Source organism: Pseudoalteromonas neustonica (assembly GCF_001653135.1).
GTDB lineage: Bacteria > Pseudomonadota > Gammaproteobacteria > Enterobacterales > Alteromonadaceae > Pseudoalteromonas > Pseudoalteromonas neustonica.
In genome coordinates this window covers 24,144-39,880 of sequence record NZ_BDDS01000010.1, presented here as the reverse complement: position 1 = coordinate 39,880, position 15,737 = coordinate 24,144, and the positions used below count along the sequence as shown (strand labels likewise).

Annotated in this window: 17 protein-coding genes; 7 read left to right on the top strand and 10 right to left on the bottom strand. The window is 38.0% G+C overall.

Features of this window, described 5'->3' with window-relative positions; translation table 11 throughout:
- Window positions 1–16: 16 nt before the first annotated feature.
- Both A7967_RS14640 and A7967_RS14635 read right to left on the bottom strand, forming a co-directional pair.
- Window positions 17–2,191, bottom strand: a complete 2,175-nt coding sequence (locus tag A7967_RS14640; RefSeq protein WP_054203008.1) for a YgiQ family radical SAM protein — start codon at window positions 2,189–2,191, stop codon at window positions 17–19.
- A 466-nt stretch (window positions 2,192–2,657) separates the two neighbouring features.
- Window positions 2,658–4,853 (bottom strand): bifunctional diguanylate cyclase/phosphodiesterase, encoded by a 2,196-nt coding sequence (locus tag A7967_RS14635; protein ID WP_054203007.1) that lies wholly within the window; start codon window positions 4,851–4,853, stop codon window positions 2,658–2,660.
- A 238-nt stretch (window positions 4,854–5,091) separates the two neighbouring features.
- Here A7967_RS14635 and A7967_RS14630 point away from each other — a divergent pair, with 238 nt between their 5' ends.
- Both A7967_RS14630 and A7967_RS14625 read left to right on the top strand, forming a co-directional pair.
- On the top strand, window positions 5,092–5,622 hold the full coding sequence (locus tag A7967_RS14630; RefSeq protein ID WP_054203006.1) for an SRPBCC family protein: 531 nt from the start codon (window positions 5,092–5,094) through the stop codon (window positions 5,620–5,622).
- Window positions 5,591–6,478, top strand: coding sequence for a TIGR03899 family protein (locus A7967_RS14625; RefSeq protein ID WP_054203005.1), 888 nt, complete (start codon window positions 5,591–5,593; stop codon window positions 6,476–6,478). The genes A7967_RS14630 and A7967_RS14625 overlap by 32 nt, the downstream gene beginning before the upstream one ends.
- Before the next feature lie 31 nt (window positions 6,479–6,509).
- Here the strand turns inward: A7967_RS14625 and A7967_RS14620 are convergent, their stop codons facing one another.
- The 8 genes from A7967_RS14620 to A7967_RS14585 form a co-directional block, all read right to left on the bottom strand.
- Window positions 6,510–7,286 (bottom strand): TIGR04219 family outer membrane beta-barrel protein, encoded by a 777-nt coding sequence (locus A7967_RS14620; protein WP_054203004.1) that lies wholly within the window; start codon window positions 7,284–7,286, stop codon window positions 6,510–6,512.
- A gap of 3 nt (window positions 7,287–7,289) precedes the next feature.
- The gene (locus tag A7967_RS14615) at window positions 7,290–8,276 is read right to left on the bottom strand and encodes a DUF2333 family protein (protein WP_054203003.1); all 987 of its coding nucleotides are present in this window, start codon (window positions 8,274–8,276) and stop codon (window positions 7,290–7,292) included.
- An 8-nt stretch (window positions 8,277–8,284) separates the two neighbouring features.
- Complete coding sequence (locus A7967_RS14610) at window positions 8,285–8,803, bottom strand: copper chaperone PCu(A)C (protein ID WP_054203002.1); 519 nt, start codon at window positions 8,801–8,803, stop codon at window positions 8,285–8,287.
- An 88-nt stretch (window positions 8,804–8,891) separates the two neighbouring features.
- A complete protein-coding gene (locus A7967_RS14605; protein ID WP_054203001.1) occupies window positions 8,892–9,215 on the bottom strand; it encodes a hypothetical protein in 324 nt (107 codons plus the stop codon).
- Between the two features lie 9 nt (window positions 9,216–9,224).
- Complete coding sequence (locus A7967_RS14600) at window positions 9,225–9,431, bottom strand: PspC domain-containing protein (protein WP_054203000.1); 207 nt, start codon at window positions 9,429–9,431, stop codon at window positions 9,225–9,227.
- 10 nt (window positions 9,432–9,441) lie between these two features.
- Window positions 9,442–10,116, bottom strand: a complete 675-nt coding sequence (locus A7967_RS14595) for a PspA/IM30 family protein (protein ID WP_054202999.1) — start codon at window positions 10,114–10,116, stop codon at window positions 9,442–9,444.
- Between the two features lie 252 nt (window positions 10,117–10,368).
- Window positions 10,369–11,331 carry a tRNA dihydrouridine(20/20a) synthase DusA gene (gene dusA, locus A7967_RS14590; protein ID WP_212760701.1) on the bottom strand — a complete coding sequence of 321 codons (963 nt, stop codon included), beginning with the start codon at window positions 11,329–11,331 and terminating at the stop codon, window positions 10,369–10,371.
- A 175-nt stretch (window positions 11,332–11,506) separates the two neighbouring features.
- Window positions 11,507–12,385, bottom strand: coding sequence for a LysR family transcriptional regulator (locus tag A7967_RS14585; protein ID WP_054202998.1), 879 nt, complete (start codon window positions 12,383–12,385; stop codon window positions 11,507–11,509).
- A gap of 94 nt (window positions 12,386–12,479) precedes the next feature.
- On the opposite strand from A7967_RS14585, the gene A7967_RS14580 reads away from it, so the two are divergent.
- The 5 genes from A7967_RS14580 (at window position 12,480) to A7967_RS14560 (ending at window position 15,430) form a co-directional block, all read left to right on the top strand.
- Window positions 12,480–13,106 (top strand): LysE family translocator, encoded by a 627-nt coding sequence (locus A7967_RS14580; protein WP_054202997.1) that lies wholly within the window; start codon window positions 12,480–12,482, stop codon window positions 13,104–13,106.
- Between the two features lie 16 nt (window positions 13,107–13,122).
- Window positions 13,123–13,767: a glutathione binding-like protein gene (locus tag A7967_RS14575; protein WP_244507106.1), complete on the top strand. Its 645-nt coding sequence runs from the start codon at window positions 13,123–13,125 to the stop codon at window positions 13,765–13,767.
- 73 nt (window positions 13,768–13,840) lie between these two features.
- Complete coding sequence (locus tag A7967_RS14570) at window positions 13,841–14,509, top strand: glutathione S-transferase N-terminal domain-containing protein (RefSeq protein WP_054202995.1); 669 nt, start codon at window positions 13,841–13,843, stop codon at window positions 14,507–14,509.
- Window positions 14,510–14,648: 139 nt separating this feature from the next.
- Window positions 14,649–14,978, top strand: a complete 330-nt coding sequence (locus A7967_RS14565) for a hypothetical protein (RefSeq protein ID WP_054202994.1) — start codon at window positions 14,649–14,651, stop codon at window positions 14,976–14,978.
- Window positions 14,975–15,430: a GNAT family N-acetyltransferase gene (locus A7967_RS14560; protein ID WP_054202993.1), complete on the top strand. Its 456-nt coding sequence runs from the start codon at window positions 14,975–14,977 to the stop codon at window positions 15,428–15,430. Before A7967_RS14565 ends, A7967_RS14560 begins: the two co-directional genes overlap by 4 nt.
- Window positions 15,431–15,737: the final 307 nt, after the last annotated feature.

Below are 15,737 nucleotides of genomic sequence, written 5' to 3'. Positions count from 1 at the left end.
GACGTGTGCTGTAAAGCTATCTAGCCCGCTGGCGGTTTCCACCCACTTTGGGTTTAGTATTGGCTTTTTTAAACTGACTAAACCCGGTATGACGGCTCAGTGCAGGACGCCCGCCTTTGCTTGCTTTAAGTGACTTTTCGTCACGCGTTTCTTCTGGCACTAAGCAGTTAGGCCCTTTACCTATCAACTTAGCTTTACCCATGTTACGCAAAGCTTCACGGATCATTGGCCAACCAGCAGGATCGTGGTAGCGCAGTATCGCTTTATGTAAGCGACGTTGGCGCGCACCTTTTGGCACGGGTACTTGCTCAGTATTATTTTTAATATTACGTAGCGAGTTCATCTCAGTGTGATAAATAGTGGTTGCGTTTGCCATCGGTGATGGGTAAAAATTTTGCACTTGATCAAGTTTAAAATCATTTGATTTAAGCCACAGTGCCATATTGACCATGTCTTCATCTTTAGTTCCTGGGTGTGCGGAAATAAAGTACGGGATCAAATATTGCTTTTTACCCGCTTCTTTAGAGTACTTATCAAATAACTCTTTAAACTGATCATATGCGCCCATACCCGGCTTCATCATTTTAGATAATGGCCCATCTTCAGTATGCTCTGGCGCTATTTTTAAGTAACCACCAACATGATGCGTTACTAACTCTTTTACATAACGTGGATCTTGTACAGCTAAATCGTAACGTACACCGGAGGCAATAAGGATTTTTTTCACCCCTTTTACTTCACGGGCTTTTTTGTATAAATCGATTGTAGGCGTGTGGTCAGTATCCATATGCTTACAAATATCAGGGTACACACACGATAAACGACGACAGGTACTCTCTGCTTTTTTACTCTTACAACGCAGTTTGTACATGTTTGCAGTAGGGCCACCTAAATCAGAAATAACCCCAGTAAAGCCAGGTACTTTGTCACGAATTTGTTCGATTTCTTCAATGATCGACTCTTGCGAGCGACTTTGAATGATCCGCCCCTCATGCTCTGTAATAGAGCAAAATGAACAACCACCAAAACAACCCCTCATGATATTGACCGATGTTTTGATCATGTCATAAGCAGGGATTTTTTCACTTCCATAGCGTGGATGAGGAATGCGCTGATAAGGTAAACCAAACACGGCATCCATTTCATGAGTTTCTAATGGATACGCTGGTGGATTAACCCAAATAGAACGCTCACCGTGGCGCTGAAACAATGCTCGGGCACAACCAGGGTTAGTTTCTTGGTGTAAAATACGCGATGCATGGGCATATAACGGCTTATTAACGCTTACTTGTTCGAATGCTGGTAACTTAACATAGGTTTTTTCCCACGGCTTAGGGCGCGCTGGTTGAATGGTAATTGGCTTAGCAGCTTCCGCTTTTAAATCGATGCCTGCTTGTTTAAATTCACTTTTACCACAACCAACATCATCTGCGCCGTACGGATTAGGGATCGGATCAATCTTGCCTATTTTATCAATTGCCGTTGAATCACTACCACGCCAACCTGGAAGCGGCTCTTTACGTATAACTGCAGTACCACGAATATCTTGAATCGTATCCATTGTTTCGCCTGCCGCTATGCGGTGCGCAACTTCAACTAAAGGACGTTCAGCATTACCATAAATAAGAATGTCAGCTTTGGCATCAAACAAAATACTACGTCGTACTTTTTCTTGCCAATAATCATAATGAGCAATACGACGAAGGCTGGCTTCGATACCACCAATAACGATAGGAATGCCTTTATAGGCTTCGCGGCATTTTTGAGAATAGATCATAACTGCGCGATCTGGGCGCTTACCACCAATATTACCTGGCGTGTAAGCATCATCATGGCGCATACGCTTTTCAGCTGTGTAACGGTTGATCATCGAATCCATGTTACCGGCTGTCACACCAAAAAATAGATTCGGTCTGCCAAGCTCCATAAAGGCATCTTTTGACTGCCAATCAGGCTGGGCAATAATACCCACTCGAAAGCCTTGCGCTTCAAGTACTCGACCAATCACTGCCATACCAAAACTAGGATGATCAACGTAAGCATCGCCACTAATTATGATTATATCGCAGCTATCCCAGCCAAGTGCATCCATCTCTTTGCGTGTAGTTGGTAAAAATGGTGCTGTGCCATAACACTCGGCCCAATATTTTGGGTATGAGAATAAGGCTCGTTTGGCTTTAAGTGCGCTCATGAATTAATGACCAATTGCTTTAAAAAAGGTCGCAAAGTATACCCGAATTAATTACCAAACGATATTAACGATTTACTTCACAGTCCCAACTAATACAACAATACTATTTGGGTCTGTTTATCTTTTGAGGTTGAATTTCAAGCGGTGTGTTTAGTTTTCAAGCAAGGCGGAGCCGATGTAATGTAGTTGCTCCCCATAAATAGGCGATATCGCAGCATAAATGCCAAACACGCGCTGCCCGAAGAGTTCTGCCTAGGGCGATTAACTCTTTGTTACTTCCATGGATGTAGGTAAGGGGCGTAAGCAGGGCGCAGAAACTTTGCTCGATTTTGACTTATTCTCACATGGATGTGAGCCAGTAGAATAACGCAGGAGCAGTTATCGAGCCCATTCGATTCCAAACCTCACGCCGCGATTAAATCGCCCCTAGATTGAACAAATTTCAATCCACAAAGGTCAACAACCCCTAACTTTTGCTCTCAAAGTACTGAATAAGTTGCGCTTCAGGCATCGGCTTAGCATACATAAAACCTTGTACTTCATCACAACCAAGCTCCCTGAGTAAATCAGCCTGCCCCTGTGTTTCAACGCCTTCTGCAATTGTTTTCAACCCAAGCTGCGCACCAAGAGCGACTACTAATGCTGCAATGGCTCCTGAATCTTTCTGCGGGAGATCTTTTATAAATGTCCGATCGATTTTCAACCGATCTATTGGCAGCTTTTGTAAATAACTTAATGAGGAAAAACCAGTACCAAAGTCATCTATAGCAACTTGAATGCCAAACTCTTTCAATTCTTGCAATGTTTCTATCACGGCATTCATTTCATCCATGACGACACTTTCGGTCACTTCTAGCTCTATATTTTTAGGCTTCACATGATACTTTAATAATGTATTTTTTACCTGCTGGGCAAAACCTTTTACTTTAAACTGCGGGACAGAGACATTAACAGCAATACAGATTTCTACCCCTGTTGCCTCTAAGCGCTTTTGTTGCATACATGCTTGCTCTAATACCCATTGGCCTATGCCAACAATTAAACCGGCGTCTTCGGCGAAAGGTATGAAGATAGCAGGAGAGATATAATTCCCCTGACCTGAAGGCCAACGTAACAAGGCTTCACAACCAATAAGTGCTAAATCATTGAGTGTGAACTGTGGCTGATACCACACCTCTAATTTATTATGCTCAAAATCTTGGCGAAGTTGGCGAATAATACCTAAACGCCATGCCATTTGCTCTTCCATATCAGGTGTATAGCACACCGCAGTGTTATACTTACCTTTTTTTGCTTGGTTAAGTGCTATATAAGCAAGCTTTAAGGTTTCAATGCCGATTGCTTGAAAATCTTTTTGCTCGCAAATGCCAATTTTGAACGTGACAGGTAAAATATGTTCTGCGGCTGCAAAAGGTAAATTTAAATTATCATAGAGCTCAGTTTGGTCAAATCCCTGCTGCTCGATTAAAAAGCCAAATACATCAGCTCCAATCCGCGATAATAATTTAGCTGCTGGGTACTCTTGTTTCAAACGTTCAACAATCGCAACAAGTAAGTTGTTTCCAACTTCCTGCCCCAAACCATTATTTATATCAGAAAAATGCGCTACATCAATCAGCACAAACACATGATCATTGTTAGTTAAGCGGTGATATTTTTCTATTTGCTCAGTAAAGTAGGTACGATTAGATAGCCCTGTTAATACGTCTTTAAACGCCGCATCTCTGAGGTTATTAAACAGTCGCACGTTATCTAAACCGACACTGACGTTAGTAAGAAATATTTCAGCAAATTGCAGCTGGGCATTACTCGGCTGGCTAACATACTCAAGATAAATTGCAGCTTGGCGGCTTTTACTTTTCAGTAATAAGGTCGTATCGTGCTTTGTATGTTGGTGTTCTTCATATTCAAAACAGTTTTGCACTTGTAAAATAATGCGCCCATTATCAAGCTGCTCAATACCTTGACTAAAAAAAGCACTAAACTGAGTACTCCCCCCGAGCACGCTAATACGATTACTATCATCAAGCGTGCCACATACAACCCCTGTTGCCTCACAATCAAGAATGACACTAAGCTGTTTAATTACCGCCATGGTAAATGCTTTAATATCAGTAAAGCCTAAAATAGCTTTAGAAGCACATAAAATATTATTTAGGGCTTTGCTTTGGGCTTCTAGCTGACATACCTGTTCATAAGAGCGGATTGCAGTGATTAAAGATGTCACTAACTTGCTGCGAGTTAGCTCAGTTTTTGTTTTATAATCGTTAATATCATATTCACGAATCACCTGTTCTTCAGGTGCATATCCAGGCTGCCCTGTACGTAATATAATGCGCACGTTATGGTTTTTTAGTGTTTCACGCACCTCTTTAACCATTTTTAAACCCGCATCATCAGACTCCATAACAACGTCAAGAAGTAACACTGATACACTAGGCGCTTTGCTTAATACTTCTATACCTTCCACTGCTGAATATGCATGATGAAAGCGCAAACCCTTTCCCCAAAATTCAACCCCAGAAAGAGCCAGCTTCGTCACTGAATGTATTTCTGGGTCGTCATCTACAATTAAAATATCCCAAAACTCTGTAGGCACAACCTCATTTAGAGGTTCATCTTGATGATTAAAAAACAAAAAATCACTGTGCTCTGACGTCATTTTAAATCCTTCAGTTTCAAATACGGTGTACAGTTAAAGGGTTAAGATCGAACCAATGTTGACTCACAGCGTATCATTACTTAGCCTGTAGCTCATAATTATTGATTAATATTGGTAAATAGCATTTTACATATTATAGTCGAAGTTCAGCAGCTTGATACTCGTATAGCTTAAATATATTTAAGGAATAATTATTAAAGTCATAAAAAAAATTACCCAATTTATTTTTGTTATTTGTATGCTGTTATTGGTATTAGGGCTAGTACTGCCACAACAGTATCAAGTAAATAAAAGCATAATAATTCAAGCTGAACAGGTGATTATTGAACCATATATAAATGACTTTTCAAAGTGGCAACTATGGTCTCCTTGGGAAGCCGTGGACCCGAGCATTATTTTTGATGTTTCAAACCCTAGTTCAGGTGTGGGTGCCCATCAATTTTGGCAGAGTAACTGGGGGTTCGGTGAAATGACAATCACCAACATTACACCATCAACAATTCATTTAAATATTTTATTTAATGAAGAGCATATTGCCACGGGGACTATTAATTTTACACGCAAAGCCAATGGTAATTTAATCTCTTGCACTTTACTTGGCGAAGTAACAACACCTATATTAGGTGGATACTTAGCGTTAATAAGTCAGTATATTCTTACTAATACCGTTGAACTTGGGCTCAACAATTTAAAAACTGTCGTGCAACTACAGACGATACAAGACATTGAGGTCAAGAATGACAATACAAGCAGCACAGGCGAAAATTAACTTAGCTCATATAATTGAGTCAAAGCTTGGTTGCCCAATACGTAAGGCAAGCACGGTTCGCGTTTCACAAAAAAGTGAGGATAGCTACGGACCGCAGGGACGTCCCCCTTTGGCTTATCACGTAAATAGTGAAGATCCAATACTCACTCGCGCCCAACATCGTCAACAGCTATTACTGGTAAATCAACAGCAAAATATCGAAGCAATTATGGCTATGGCAATGAGCTTTTGCCCTGATGTAACCTGTAAAGGGCAGCCGGACAGCGACTGGGTTGAGCGCTTTATCGCACTCTGTGAAGATACATCGAACGAATCAATGCAAAAACTATGGGCCAAAATTTTAGCCGGTGAAACGGTATCTCCGGGCACTTTTTCAATTAAAAGCCTACAAACGCTAAAGCAAATGACACAACGAGAAGCCGATGCGTTACAAAAATGTACTGCGATCTGCGGTTTTAATGAAAAAGATAATAGCCATTTAATTCTACTTGGTTTTTATAAAAAGCCGTCGTTATTTGATTTACTTCGTAAAGGTAACAAAGTATCACTCAACCTTGGTAGAGCGGGTATTAGCTTTCCTGACATTCTGACTTTAATGGATATCGGCCTAGTTTATCGAAAAGAGATTGAATCCCCGGCACTCAAAGCAGGGCATGAAATGAACTTAGCGTTTTTAACGCAACGAGTAATCCTTAAATCTAAAAGCAACGATCTCGTTCTTAGCTATTACAAGTTTACACAAACTGGAGATGAGTTAAGAAAATTAATAAATATGCCTATTAATAAGGGCTACAAAAATTTGTTAAATACTGCGCTTGATGAGGAGTTTGATGTAACGTGGCATTCGAAAAAATAATGCCACGTTAAAATTTTAATCCCTAATGAGATTAAAAATGAATTTGAATACCTGCAAATGGACCTGAGGCGTCGATATTAGTATATACGTTATCAATATCATCAAGCTCAATGACCATTGAGCGATAGCCCGCTTTAATATCCATATCAACCGCTAAGTTATCAAGTAGCGCCCATGCAATACCAGCTTGGTAATCTTGCACTTTACTGTCATCGATTGCTAATAAGCTACCCTCGAAGAAAACACTAAGCCCCGTTAACGGTAAGCCTACTTCAGCACGACCGTAAACCAATGGTACAAAACCTGAGAAATCTATTTTTTCAGTGACTTGTACATCATTTGCATTCGAACTATCAGTACCGCTTACTGTAATTTCACCATCAAACTGCTTCGCGTTTATACCTAAATCGATAGATACTAAGTCATTATCAAAAATTTCGTAGTAAAGAATATAGTCGATGTGCGATAAGTCACTCATCGTACTTGCGACTGTATTATTTCTATATGTTGTGCCATTAAATTCAAATGCTGTATCGAGCGTAGTAGAACCATTTAGCTCTAGCTCTGTATACTTTAATTTAATATTTGGCACTAATGGCACAGGATGCTCAAGCGCTGCGTAGTAACTAACAAAAGTTTCATCTTCAAAATTAAAGTTTTGTGCTGTATTACCTTTGTCAGCAAAACTACCTGAATTATCAGATTGCCAGCCATCAACACCAACGTATAAACCCAATATGGTATCTGCGTGGGCAACAGGTGCTAAGAAAGCCATCGAAAGGGCGGCAGCTAAACAGTACTTTTTCATGTTTTATCCTTGCGCTAAAAGTTCGCTAAGTTCGATAAGAGCCGCGTTGGCTCTAGATATGTAATTTGCCATCACTAATGAATGGTTTGCAACAAAACCAAAACCATTACCATTTAGAATAACCGGACTCCAAACAGTTTCTTGGGTTGCCTCAAGCTCGCGAATAATTTGCTGCAAGCTAACACGTGCATTTTTTTTCTCAAGTACATCAGCAAAGTCGTATTCTACCGCTTGCAAAAAATGTAATAAAGCCCAAGTTGCGCCTCGTGACTCATAAAAAACATCATCAATTTCCCACCACGATGTTTTAACCTGACTTTGTAACGGAGCATACGTTGCTTGATGTGCCTCTTTATCTCCGGCTAAATCTGTATTTAAACGCTCTTGCCCAACACTTGCACTTAAACGTTGGCTTAAACTACCTAAACGTTTTTCAGCTTCTTTTAACCAGCCTCTTAAGTTATCAGCGCGAGAATAAAACTGGCTTTCACGCGCATTTTGATCTGCAATTTGTGAACGGTAGACCAATAAAAAGTCGATCCCTTTTTGGTATTCGCTTTCTGCGCTTGGCCATGCCCACGCTTCAGAGCTAATATTAAATTGTGGTTGCGCTTTTTTTAATGCTTCATGCTCTGTTGATTGTGACTGCGAACGACTAAAATCTTTACGCATTGAGAGCGCTAAATCGCGGCTCATTTCTAATGCACCATACTCCCACGCTGGCATATTATCCATAAGCACACTCGGCGGCATCATATCATTCGATAAATACCCACCTGACTTATTTAATAATGTACTTGTAACTTCAATTAATGACGTTGTGGTTGTATAACCTGTAACAAACTTTTCACCACGTTGTTGTGCTTGCTGCTTTGCGTGTGTAATTATGTCAATACGGGCTGGTTCAACGCTCCAATAAACTGCCGTCGCATAAAATAAAATAAACACGAGTATCAGCGCACTGATAATTTTCCCTTTGTGTTGTGACATTTAACCTCCTAATGATGCATATGGTGTTGTTTAGACTGCTCAGCTTGTTCTGCTTGGCTCTCTAACGAAACCACTTTTGCCTGAGTGAAAACACGGTTACCGTCGCTAAAATATAGCGTGAGTTTAAGTTCTTGCCCTACTTTTAATGGCTCTTTTGGTTCAAATACCATTAAATGATAACCGCCCGGTTTAAAGTCGATTTGTGAATGAGCTTTAATTTTTAATGAATCTACTTTATTCATTTTCATCATGCCATTAACGTGTTGGTGCTCATGAACTTCTACACGGCCTAAATTTTCAATACTCGCCTTGGTAAGTGTTACTGCGTTATCGCCCTGATTAACCAAGTTAAAATAACCGACACTCGATTTACTCGCAGGTAGAAAAACCCTTACTTGTGCGTTATTTACAACAATATGACTGTCAGTATCGTGATGGTGTTCTGCATGTGCAATAACAGGTGAGGTGTATAGGCTAATCCCTAAAAGAGCACTAGAGAGTGCTGTAAGTAATGGCTTAAGAGTCATTTCAATCCTTGTTACGATAATCATTTTATTGACTAAATTTAGCATAATTGTGAAAAAATAGTCAGTAAAATTAGTATTTAGGTGGTTGTTAGGCCACCTTTTTATTATCAGAAACAAGCCAACATAAAAATGCAATGAGTAGTAACGGCCAAGCAATCATTAATGAACCAAATAATAACGCAATGAGCAATCCTAAAGAGACTGCAATACCAGCACCTAACAGCCCCACACCAACCAATGCGATACATACAATAACTGCTAGCACGGCTAAAAGTGCGCCTACGAGCTCAATACCTATCCAGCTGAGATCGGTGAACCATAGCGGTAATTGCCATGAATCAAACTGCATAATCTCAAATGGACTTGATGTCATAAGTAACAAAATTAATAGACAAACTGCAACAATCTTCATGGCACTCTCCTAATATACTTTACTTTCTAAGCAACAATGGGCAATTAAATAACCTGCACCTATGACTAATGGAAACTGAATAAGCATTAAGATAGTAACCAATCGAGTAACCCACACAGGTAGATCTAATCGTCGTGCTAACCCACTACACACTCCTGATATTTTTTTATTTAATGGGTCTTTATACCAACGTTTTTGACTATTATAAGTATTCATAACAACACTCCTAAGCTGACTTTTTAACTTTAATTTTTAACGCTGCAAGCTCTTGCTCTAGTGCATCATTTTTAACTAAAGCATCAATTTGATCGGCTGTTGTATTTTGATTAGCCGAATCAGTGATTTCATAAGCCTCAACCTGCGCTTCAATCGCATCAACACGACGCTCAATAACATCAAAGCGTGAAAGTGCATGCGCTACTTTTTCACTGTTTAATTGATGATTTACACGCACTCTGGCATTAACCACGTTATGTACTTGCAGCAAGCTTCTTTGCTTTGCTTTAGCCGCGCCAAGCTTTTCTTGCAAACGCTGAGCGTCATCTTGCAATTTTTCTAGCGAGTCAGTCAGTTTAACTAACTCAGGCTCAATTGCCGCTAAATCAGACACTACTCGCTGCTTTTCTTTGAGAGCCGCAGCCGCCAAATCATCACGGCCTTTACTTACCGCGATTTCCGCTTTTTCCTGCCATTGTGTAATACTGTTTTGTTTTTCTGTCTGCTGACGTCTCAATACTTTTTCTTCACACAAAATTGCCGCAGCAGTTGCTCGGCACTCACCAAGCGCTTGCTGCATTTCTTGAATAAGCAAGTTTAAGAGCTTTTGCGGATCTTCTGCTTTATCTAGCGCAGCTACTATATTTGATTGAATCAGATCACTTACACGATTAACTAAGCCCATGACTTTCTCCTGTTGATTATGGGTGATTACCACTTAATGATTCCAAGACTTGTGCCATGTTATTTAAATAAAATAAAAACCAAACTATATCAAAAACTTAAACAAAAAAAGAACAGTTTAAAATGACTTTAAGCTGAATGTAAAATGGTTAAAAAAACTAAAATAGTTGCTTTTTAACCATAATTTAGGATCAAAAAAAGCCACTAAAAAGTGGCTTTTATAATCTACTAATTACGGTATTAAATTAGTGATTTACTGCGGCACAAAACTTAACGCCTTATCCATCACTGATAAATCAGCTTGTTTTCCGTGGCCATTTTCCGATAAATGACGTCGAAAGCCACGGGCACCAGGCTGGCCCTGAAAAATACCCAACATATGGCGCGCAATATGCCAAAAGTTGGCCCCTTGCTGCATCTCAGATTCAATATAATCATACATTGAACGCACTACATCATGGCGTGATTGAGTGAAATTACCGTCACCGTAAATCTTTTCATCAACTTCGCTGAGTATAAATGGGTTACTATATGCTTCTCTGCCAATCATAATACCATCAACATGAGCAAGGTGTGCTTGACTGTCAGCAATCGTTTTAACACCACCATTTAAACTTAAATGTAATTGCGGGTAGTCTTTTTTTAGCTGATAAACACGTGGGTAATCAAGTGGCGGTACTTCACGGTTTTCTTTAGGGCTTAAGCCTTTTAACCACGCTTTTCGTGCGTGAATAATAAAATCATCACAACCAACATTATGACTGGCCTCAATTAAAGCACATAAGAATTCATACGAATCTTGCTCATCAATACCTATACGGGTTTTAACTGTAACAGGGATATTAGCCTGCTCTTTCATTGCAGCTACGCAATCAGCAACAAGTTGCGGTTCACCCATTAAACATGCACCAAAACGACCATTTTGAACACGATCTGACGGACAACCCACATTAAGATTAATCTCGTCATAGCCACGCTCTGCGGCTAATTTTGCACACTGAGCAAGTGCTTTAGGATCTGACCCGCCCAACTGTAAAGCAACCGGTCCTTCATGCTCATTGAAATGCAGATAATCACCACGGCCAAATAAAATAGCACCAGTAGTTATCATTTCAGTATACAACACTGTGTGCTTTGTCATTTTACGATGAAAAGTACGGCAATGACGATCAGTCCAATCAAGCATAGGAGCAACGGATAGCTTTTTAGAAATCAAAGGTTTACCTATAAAAATAAAATTAGAAATTAGTGTAAACACTAAGGGAAATAACTGGTGATTTTTGAGGATTATACAAGAATTAAAAAGGTAAATAAAATTAATTTATAACCTACGATTAGACAGATAGTTGTTTTAATCTCGCAATGATCAAATTAAAATACTGCAAATGCAGTTACCTCTGATAGTTTGAAACAAAATCAATAAACAATCGTATCTTGAGAGGTAATTGTTTTTTCGCTGGATAGAGTAAATGAACTGGTCGTGGGTTAGGTTCTTCTCCAATTAATATTCTAATCAAGGTGGAATTATCTAGGTTCTCTTTAAGCAGTGAAGATGGTTGAAGAATTATTCCTTTACCTTGGCAGGCTGCAACTCTTAAGCAATTACCACTATTACTCACAAATTTACTATCTTCAATCCGTAATGATTCTATTTGAAATTCTCTTTTCAACCTAGAGTGTGTTTGCCAAGGTTTAAATCCCAAAAATAGATGTGCTTCAAGATTATTAATGTTATTTGGTATACCAAAATCTTTTAAATATGCAGGAGAAGCACAAAATATGAGTTGTTGCTCATCGACTTTTTTAGAGATATAAGATGCATCCTTTAACTCACCGACCCTAAAGATCATATCAAAATCATCCAACAGTACATCAGACAATGAATCCGAAAGCTCTAAATCAATATGAATATCAGGATACTTATCCATAAAATCACTAATGAGATAAGTTAGCTGGTATGTGCCATACGTCACAGGAGCATTTATTTTTATGCGACCTTGAGGCTCCCCTGAAAAATATTCCATCTCATGCATCAGTTGTTGATATTGTGCAGATAACTTTGCCGCTTTACTCAAATACAACTCACCTGCCTCTGTTAGTTTTTGACCTCGTGTACTCCTACTCAAAAGCTTTACATTCACCTCTTTTTCTAAAAAATTAATGTATTTACTTACCATCGTTGGTGATAACTCAAATTCATTAGCAACTTTAGAAAAACTCTTTTCCCGACATACCGCGATAAAAATATTAATTGCTTTTATTCTATCCACTATGAACCCTCAGTTAAAGCTGTTAACACCTAATTACTGTTAATCATTCCATGCTAGCAAGATAGACTAGCCACGTAAACTAGTAGGAGTAAGAATGAACACATACTTAATAAGCTTTTTTATTTTATCTTTGATAACGGTTTTAAGCCCAGGTCCAGCGGTATTATTTACAATTCACAACACGCTGAATTATAAGTTAACTAAAACGTTTTTGGGTATTTTCGGGGTCGCTACTGGAATTTTTTTTGTGGCTGCATTTGCAACGTTGATCCTTATTTTTGCAGCAAATACATTAAACTTTGCTCTTCTGGTAACTAGCGTTACTGGCTCACTGTATTTTTTCTATCTATCATTTAACAGTTTGCAAACGAGCGTACCAAAAGAGCATAAAAAAGACGTACAACTTAATTCATTTAAGCATGGAATACTGATCAGCTTATTGAACCCTAAAGCGCTTGCCTTTTGTATTTTTATATTTCCTTTATACCTAGATACTAAAACAATTAGCTTTCACAAACCTGCTCTCTTATCACTAATATTCTCATTCAATGTGATTATTGTGCACAGCATATATACATACGTTTTTACACGTATAGCAAAATCAATTGACCTTAAAAAGCTCACTTATATCTTTAATAAAATATCAGCTGCCCTATTTTTTACATTCGGTGTTTTGTTAATAAAACAAACTATCGAAAACACATCTAATTTATTCACTTAAGAAAACAGAGGTAACTATGATCGACTTATATTACTGGACTACACCTAATGGTCACAAAGCTACAATGGTGCTTGAAGAGCTGCAATTAGCATATAACATTCACCCGATAAATATTAGTGAAGGAGAGCAATTTTCAGAAAAATTTTCAAGTATCAGTCCAAACCAAAGGATCCCTGCAATCGTTGATAACTCGCCAAATGATTGTGATAAAAGTATAAATATTTTTGAGTCCGGTGCAATTTTACAATATTTAGCTGAGAAAACAGGTCACTTAATAGGAAATACAACTGAAGATAAATACAAAGTAATTCAGTGGTTAACTTGGCAAGTTGCTGGACTTGGACCAATGGCAGGGCAAAATCATCATTTTAGCCATTATGCTACTGAAGAAGTACCTTACGCAATAAAGCGATACCAGAATGAGACAAGCCGTTTATATAGTGTTATGGACAAACAATTAGCATCTACTGAATACCTTGCAGGTACTTTCTACTCTATTGCTGACATAGCGTGCTTTCCTTGGATAAGAATTCATGAATATCAGAACCAAGATATTTCTAACTTTAAGCATCTAGAACGCTGGCTGAAAGCAGTAAGTAAAAGGCCTGCTACGATTAAAGCATTAGAAGTAGCTAAAATATCAACACAAAACCAACTGTAAATGAGAAGGCTTCAAGTTTATTATTCAACCAAGTTAAGGTGACTACACCACATCAAAATAGCGAGAAATAAACATGATCAAATTATATGAATTAGCAGGTAAAAACAACGTCATTTTTAGTCCTTATTGTTGGCGAGTACGTTTAGCTTTATTGCATAAAAAATTAGACTTTTCGGCTGTGGAAACTGCATTTACTGACATTCAAAAAATATCTGACGGTCAATTCAAAACAGTACCCGTTATCTATGATGGGAACATAGCAATTAATGATTCTTTTAAAGTTATTGAGTATTTAGAAGCTAACTATCCTGAAAAGCCCTCATTATTTAGTTCTCATGAAGGACGTGTTTTATCAACTTTTATTGAAGCATGGGCAAATTCTTTACATTCAGACATAGCCAAAATGGCAATTGCAGATATTCATAGCCATTTGCAAGATCAAGATAAAGCTTACTTTAGAAAAACGCGGGAAAGTTTCTTCGGCAAGAAGTTAGAAGATGTTCAACAAGAAAATTACGATACAGCTAAAGAGAGTTTTCTCTCAAAACTCAGTGTACTCGAAAAATATTTAACCAAAACTGAATTTATCGGGGGAGCTAGCCCACTATACCCAGATTTCATTGTTTTTGGCAGCTTACAGTGGTTATTTACAACTAGCCATACATTTGAGATTAATGAGTTAAGTAGCAACTGCAAAAATTGGTTTTTAAAGATTAGTCAGATTTATGTTATTCAGGGTTGAGGAGCTTAATCTGAAAGTACATAGCATTGATGAACTAGCGGAATAATGCTAACTGAGTCTAAATGAATATTACATACAGGAAATGTGATAACAGAACAAACTAAAATATTTCAACAGCTACCAGCATTGGAGATGAACAATGATCACTAGAAAATGGACTGCACCAATACCCACATCTAAGCGTGATGAATATATAGATTATATAATGCAAACTGGCTTTGCAGATTATAAGAGTACAAAAGGTAATATAGGTGCGTTTTTAACGCTAGAAGAAAAAGACAATAAACTTTATTTTACAACACTGACTTTTTGGGACTCTTATGAGTCGATTAAAAATTTTGCAGGTGAAAATTATCATCTGGCAAAATATTACCCTAAGGACGATGATTTTCTTATTGACAAACCCAAGTATGTTGAACATCAAGAAGTCGTTTATGGTAATAGTGAGGCAATAAGGATGGACACATGAAAATAAGAAAAGCAGGTCAAGCAGATAAATCCCAAGTTATAAAAATAGTTGAGAGGCTTGCTGATTTTGAAACTCCATACTGGAGAACTGATAAAGAAATTGTAAAGGGTGATTTGAAAGTTATTGAGGCTTACTTTAATAAACGTCAATCAAACCAGTATTTGTATGTCGCAGAGCTAGAAAGCAAAGTAGTCGGCATTTTATTTGTAGAAACAAGACAAGACTTTTTTAACAATAAAAGTTTATTGCATATTTCTATTTTGGCCGTTCCTAAATCTCATGAAGGACTTGGTATTGGCACTAAACTACTTAAATATTCTGAAGAATTTGCTCGCGAATTGAATATTACAAATATTAGTTTAAACGTTTTTTCCTCTAATCAACATGCAAGAGACATCTATATAAATAGAGGTTTTAATGAAGAAACAATATTTATGCTTAAAGAAGTATAAATTAAAACACGCTAGGTAGCCTGTAGATAAACCTTAATTATTCACGGGCTTAACATTATCCCTTTTTGTCCCTTATTAAAACGAACAAAACACTAAATACTTGAATTCAAATAAAAATAACCATTCAATCGCATCCATCGAGCATGGGTGCAACGGATAACTTGTGATAAATCATATAATTAACAACAAATAAGTGAATTAAAGCCTGATTCAGACGTTAGAAATAACATCTGAAATTTTGGCTAATTATACGGGATTTAACGAGGCTAGACAAAAATTAATTACCGTTAGTGATTGGACTGATTCC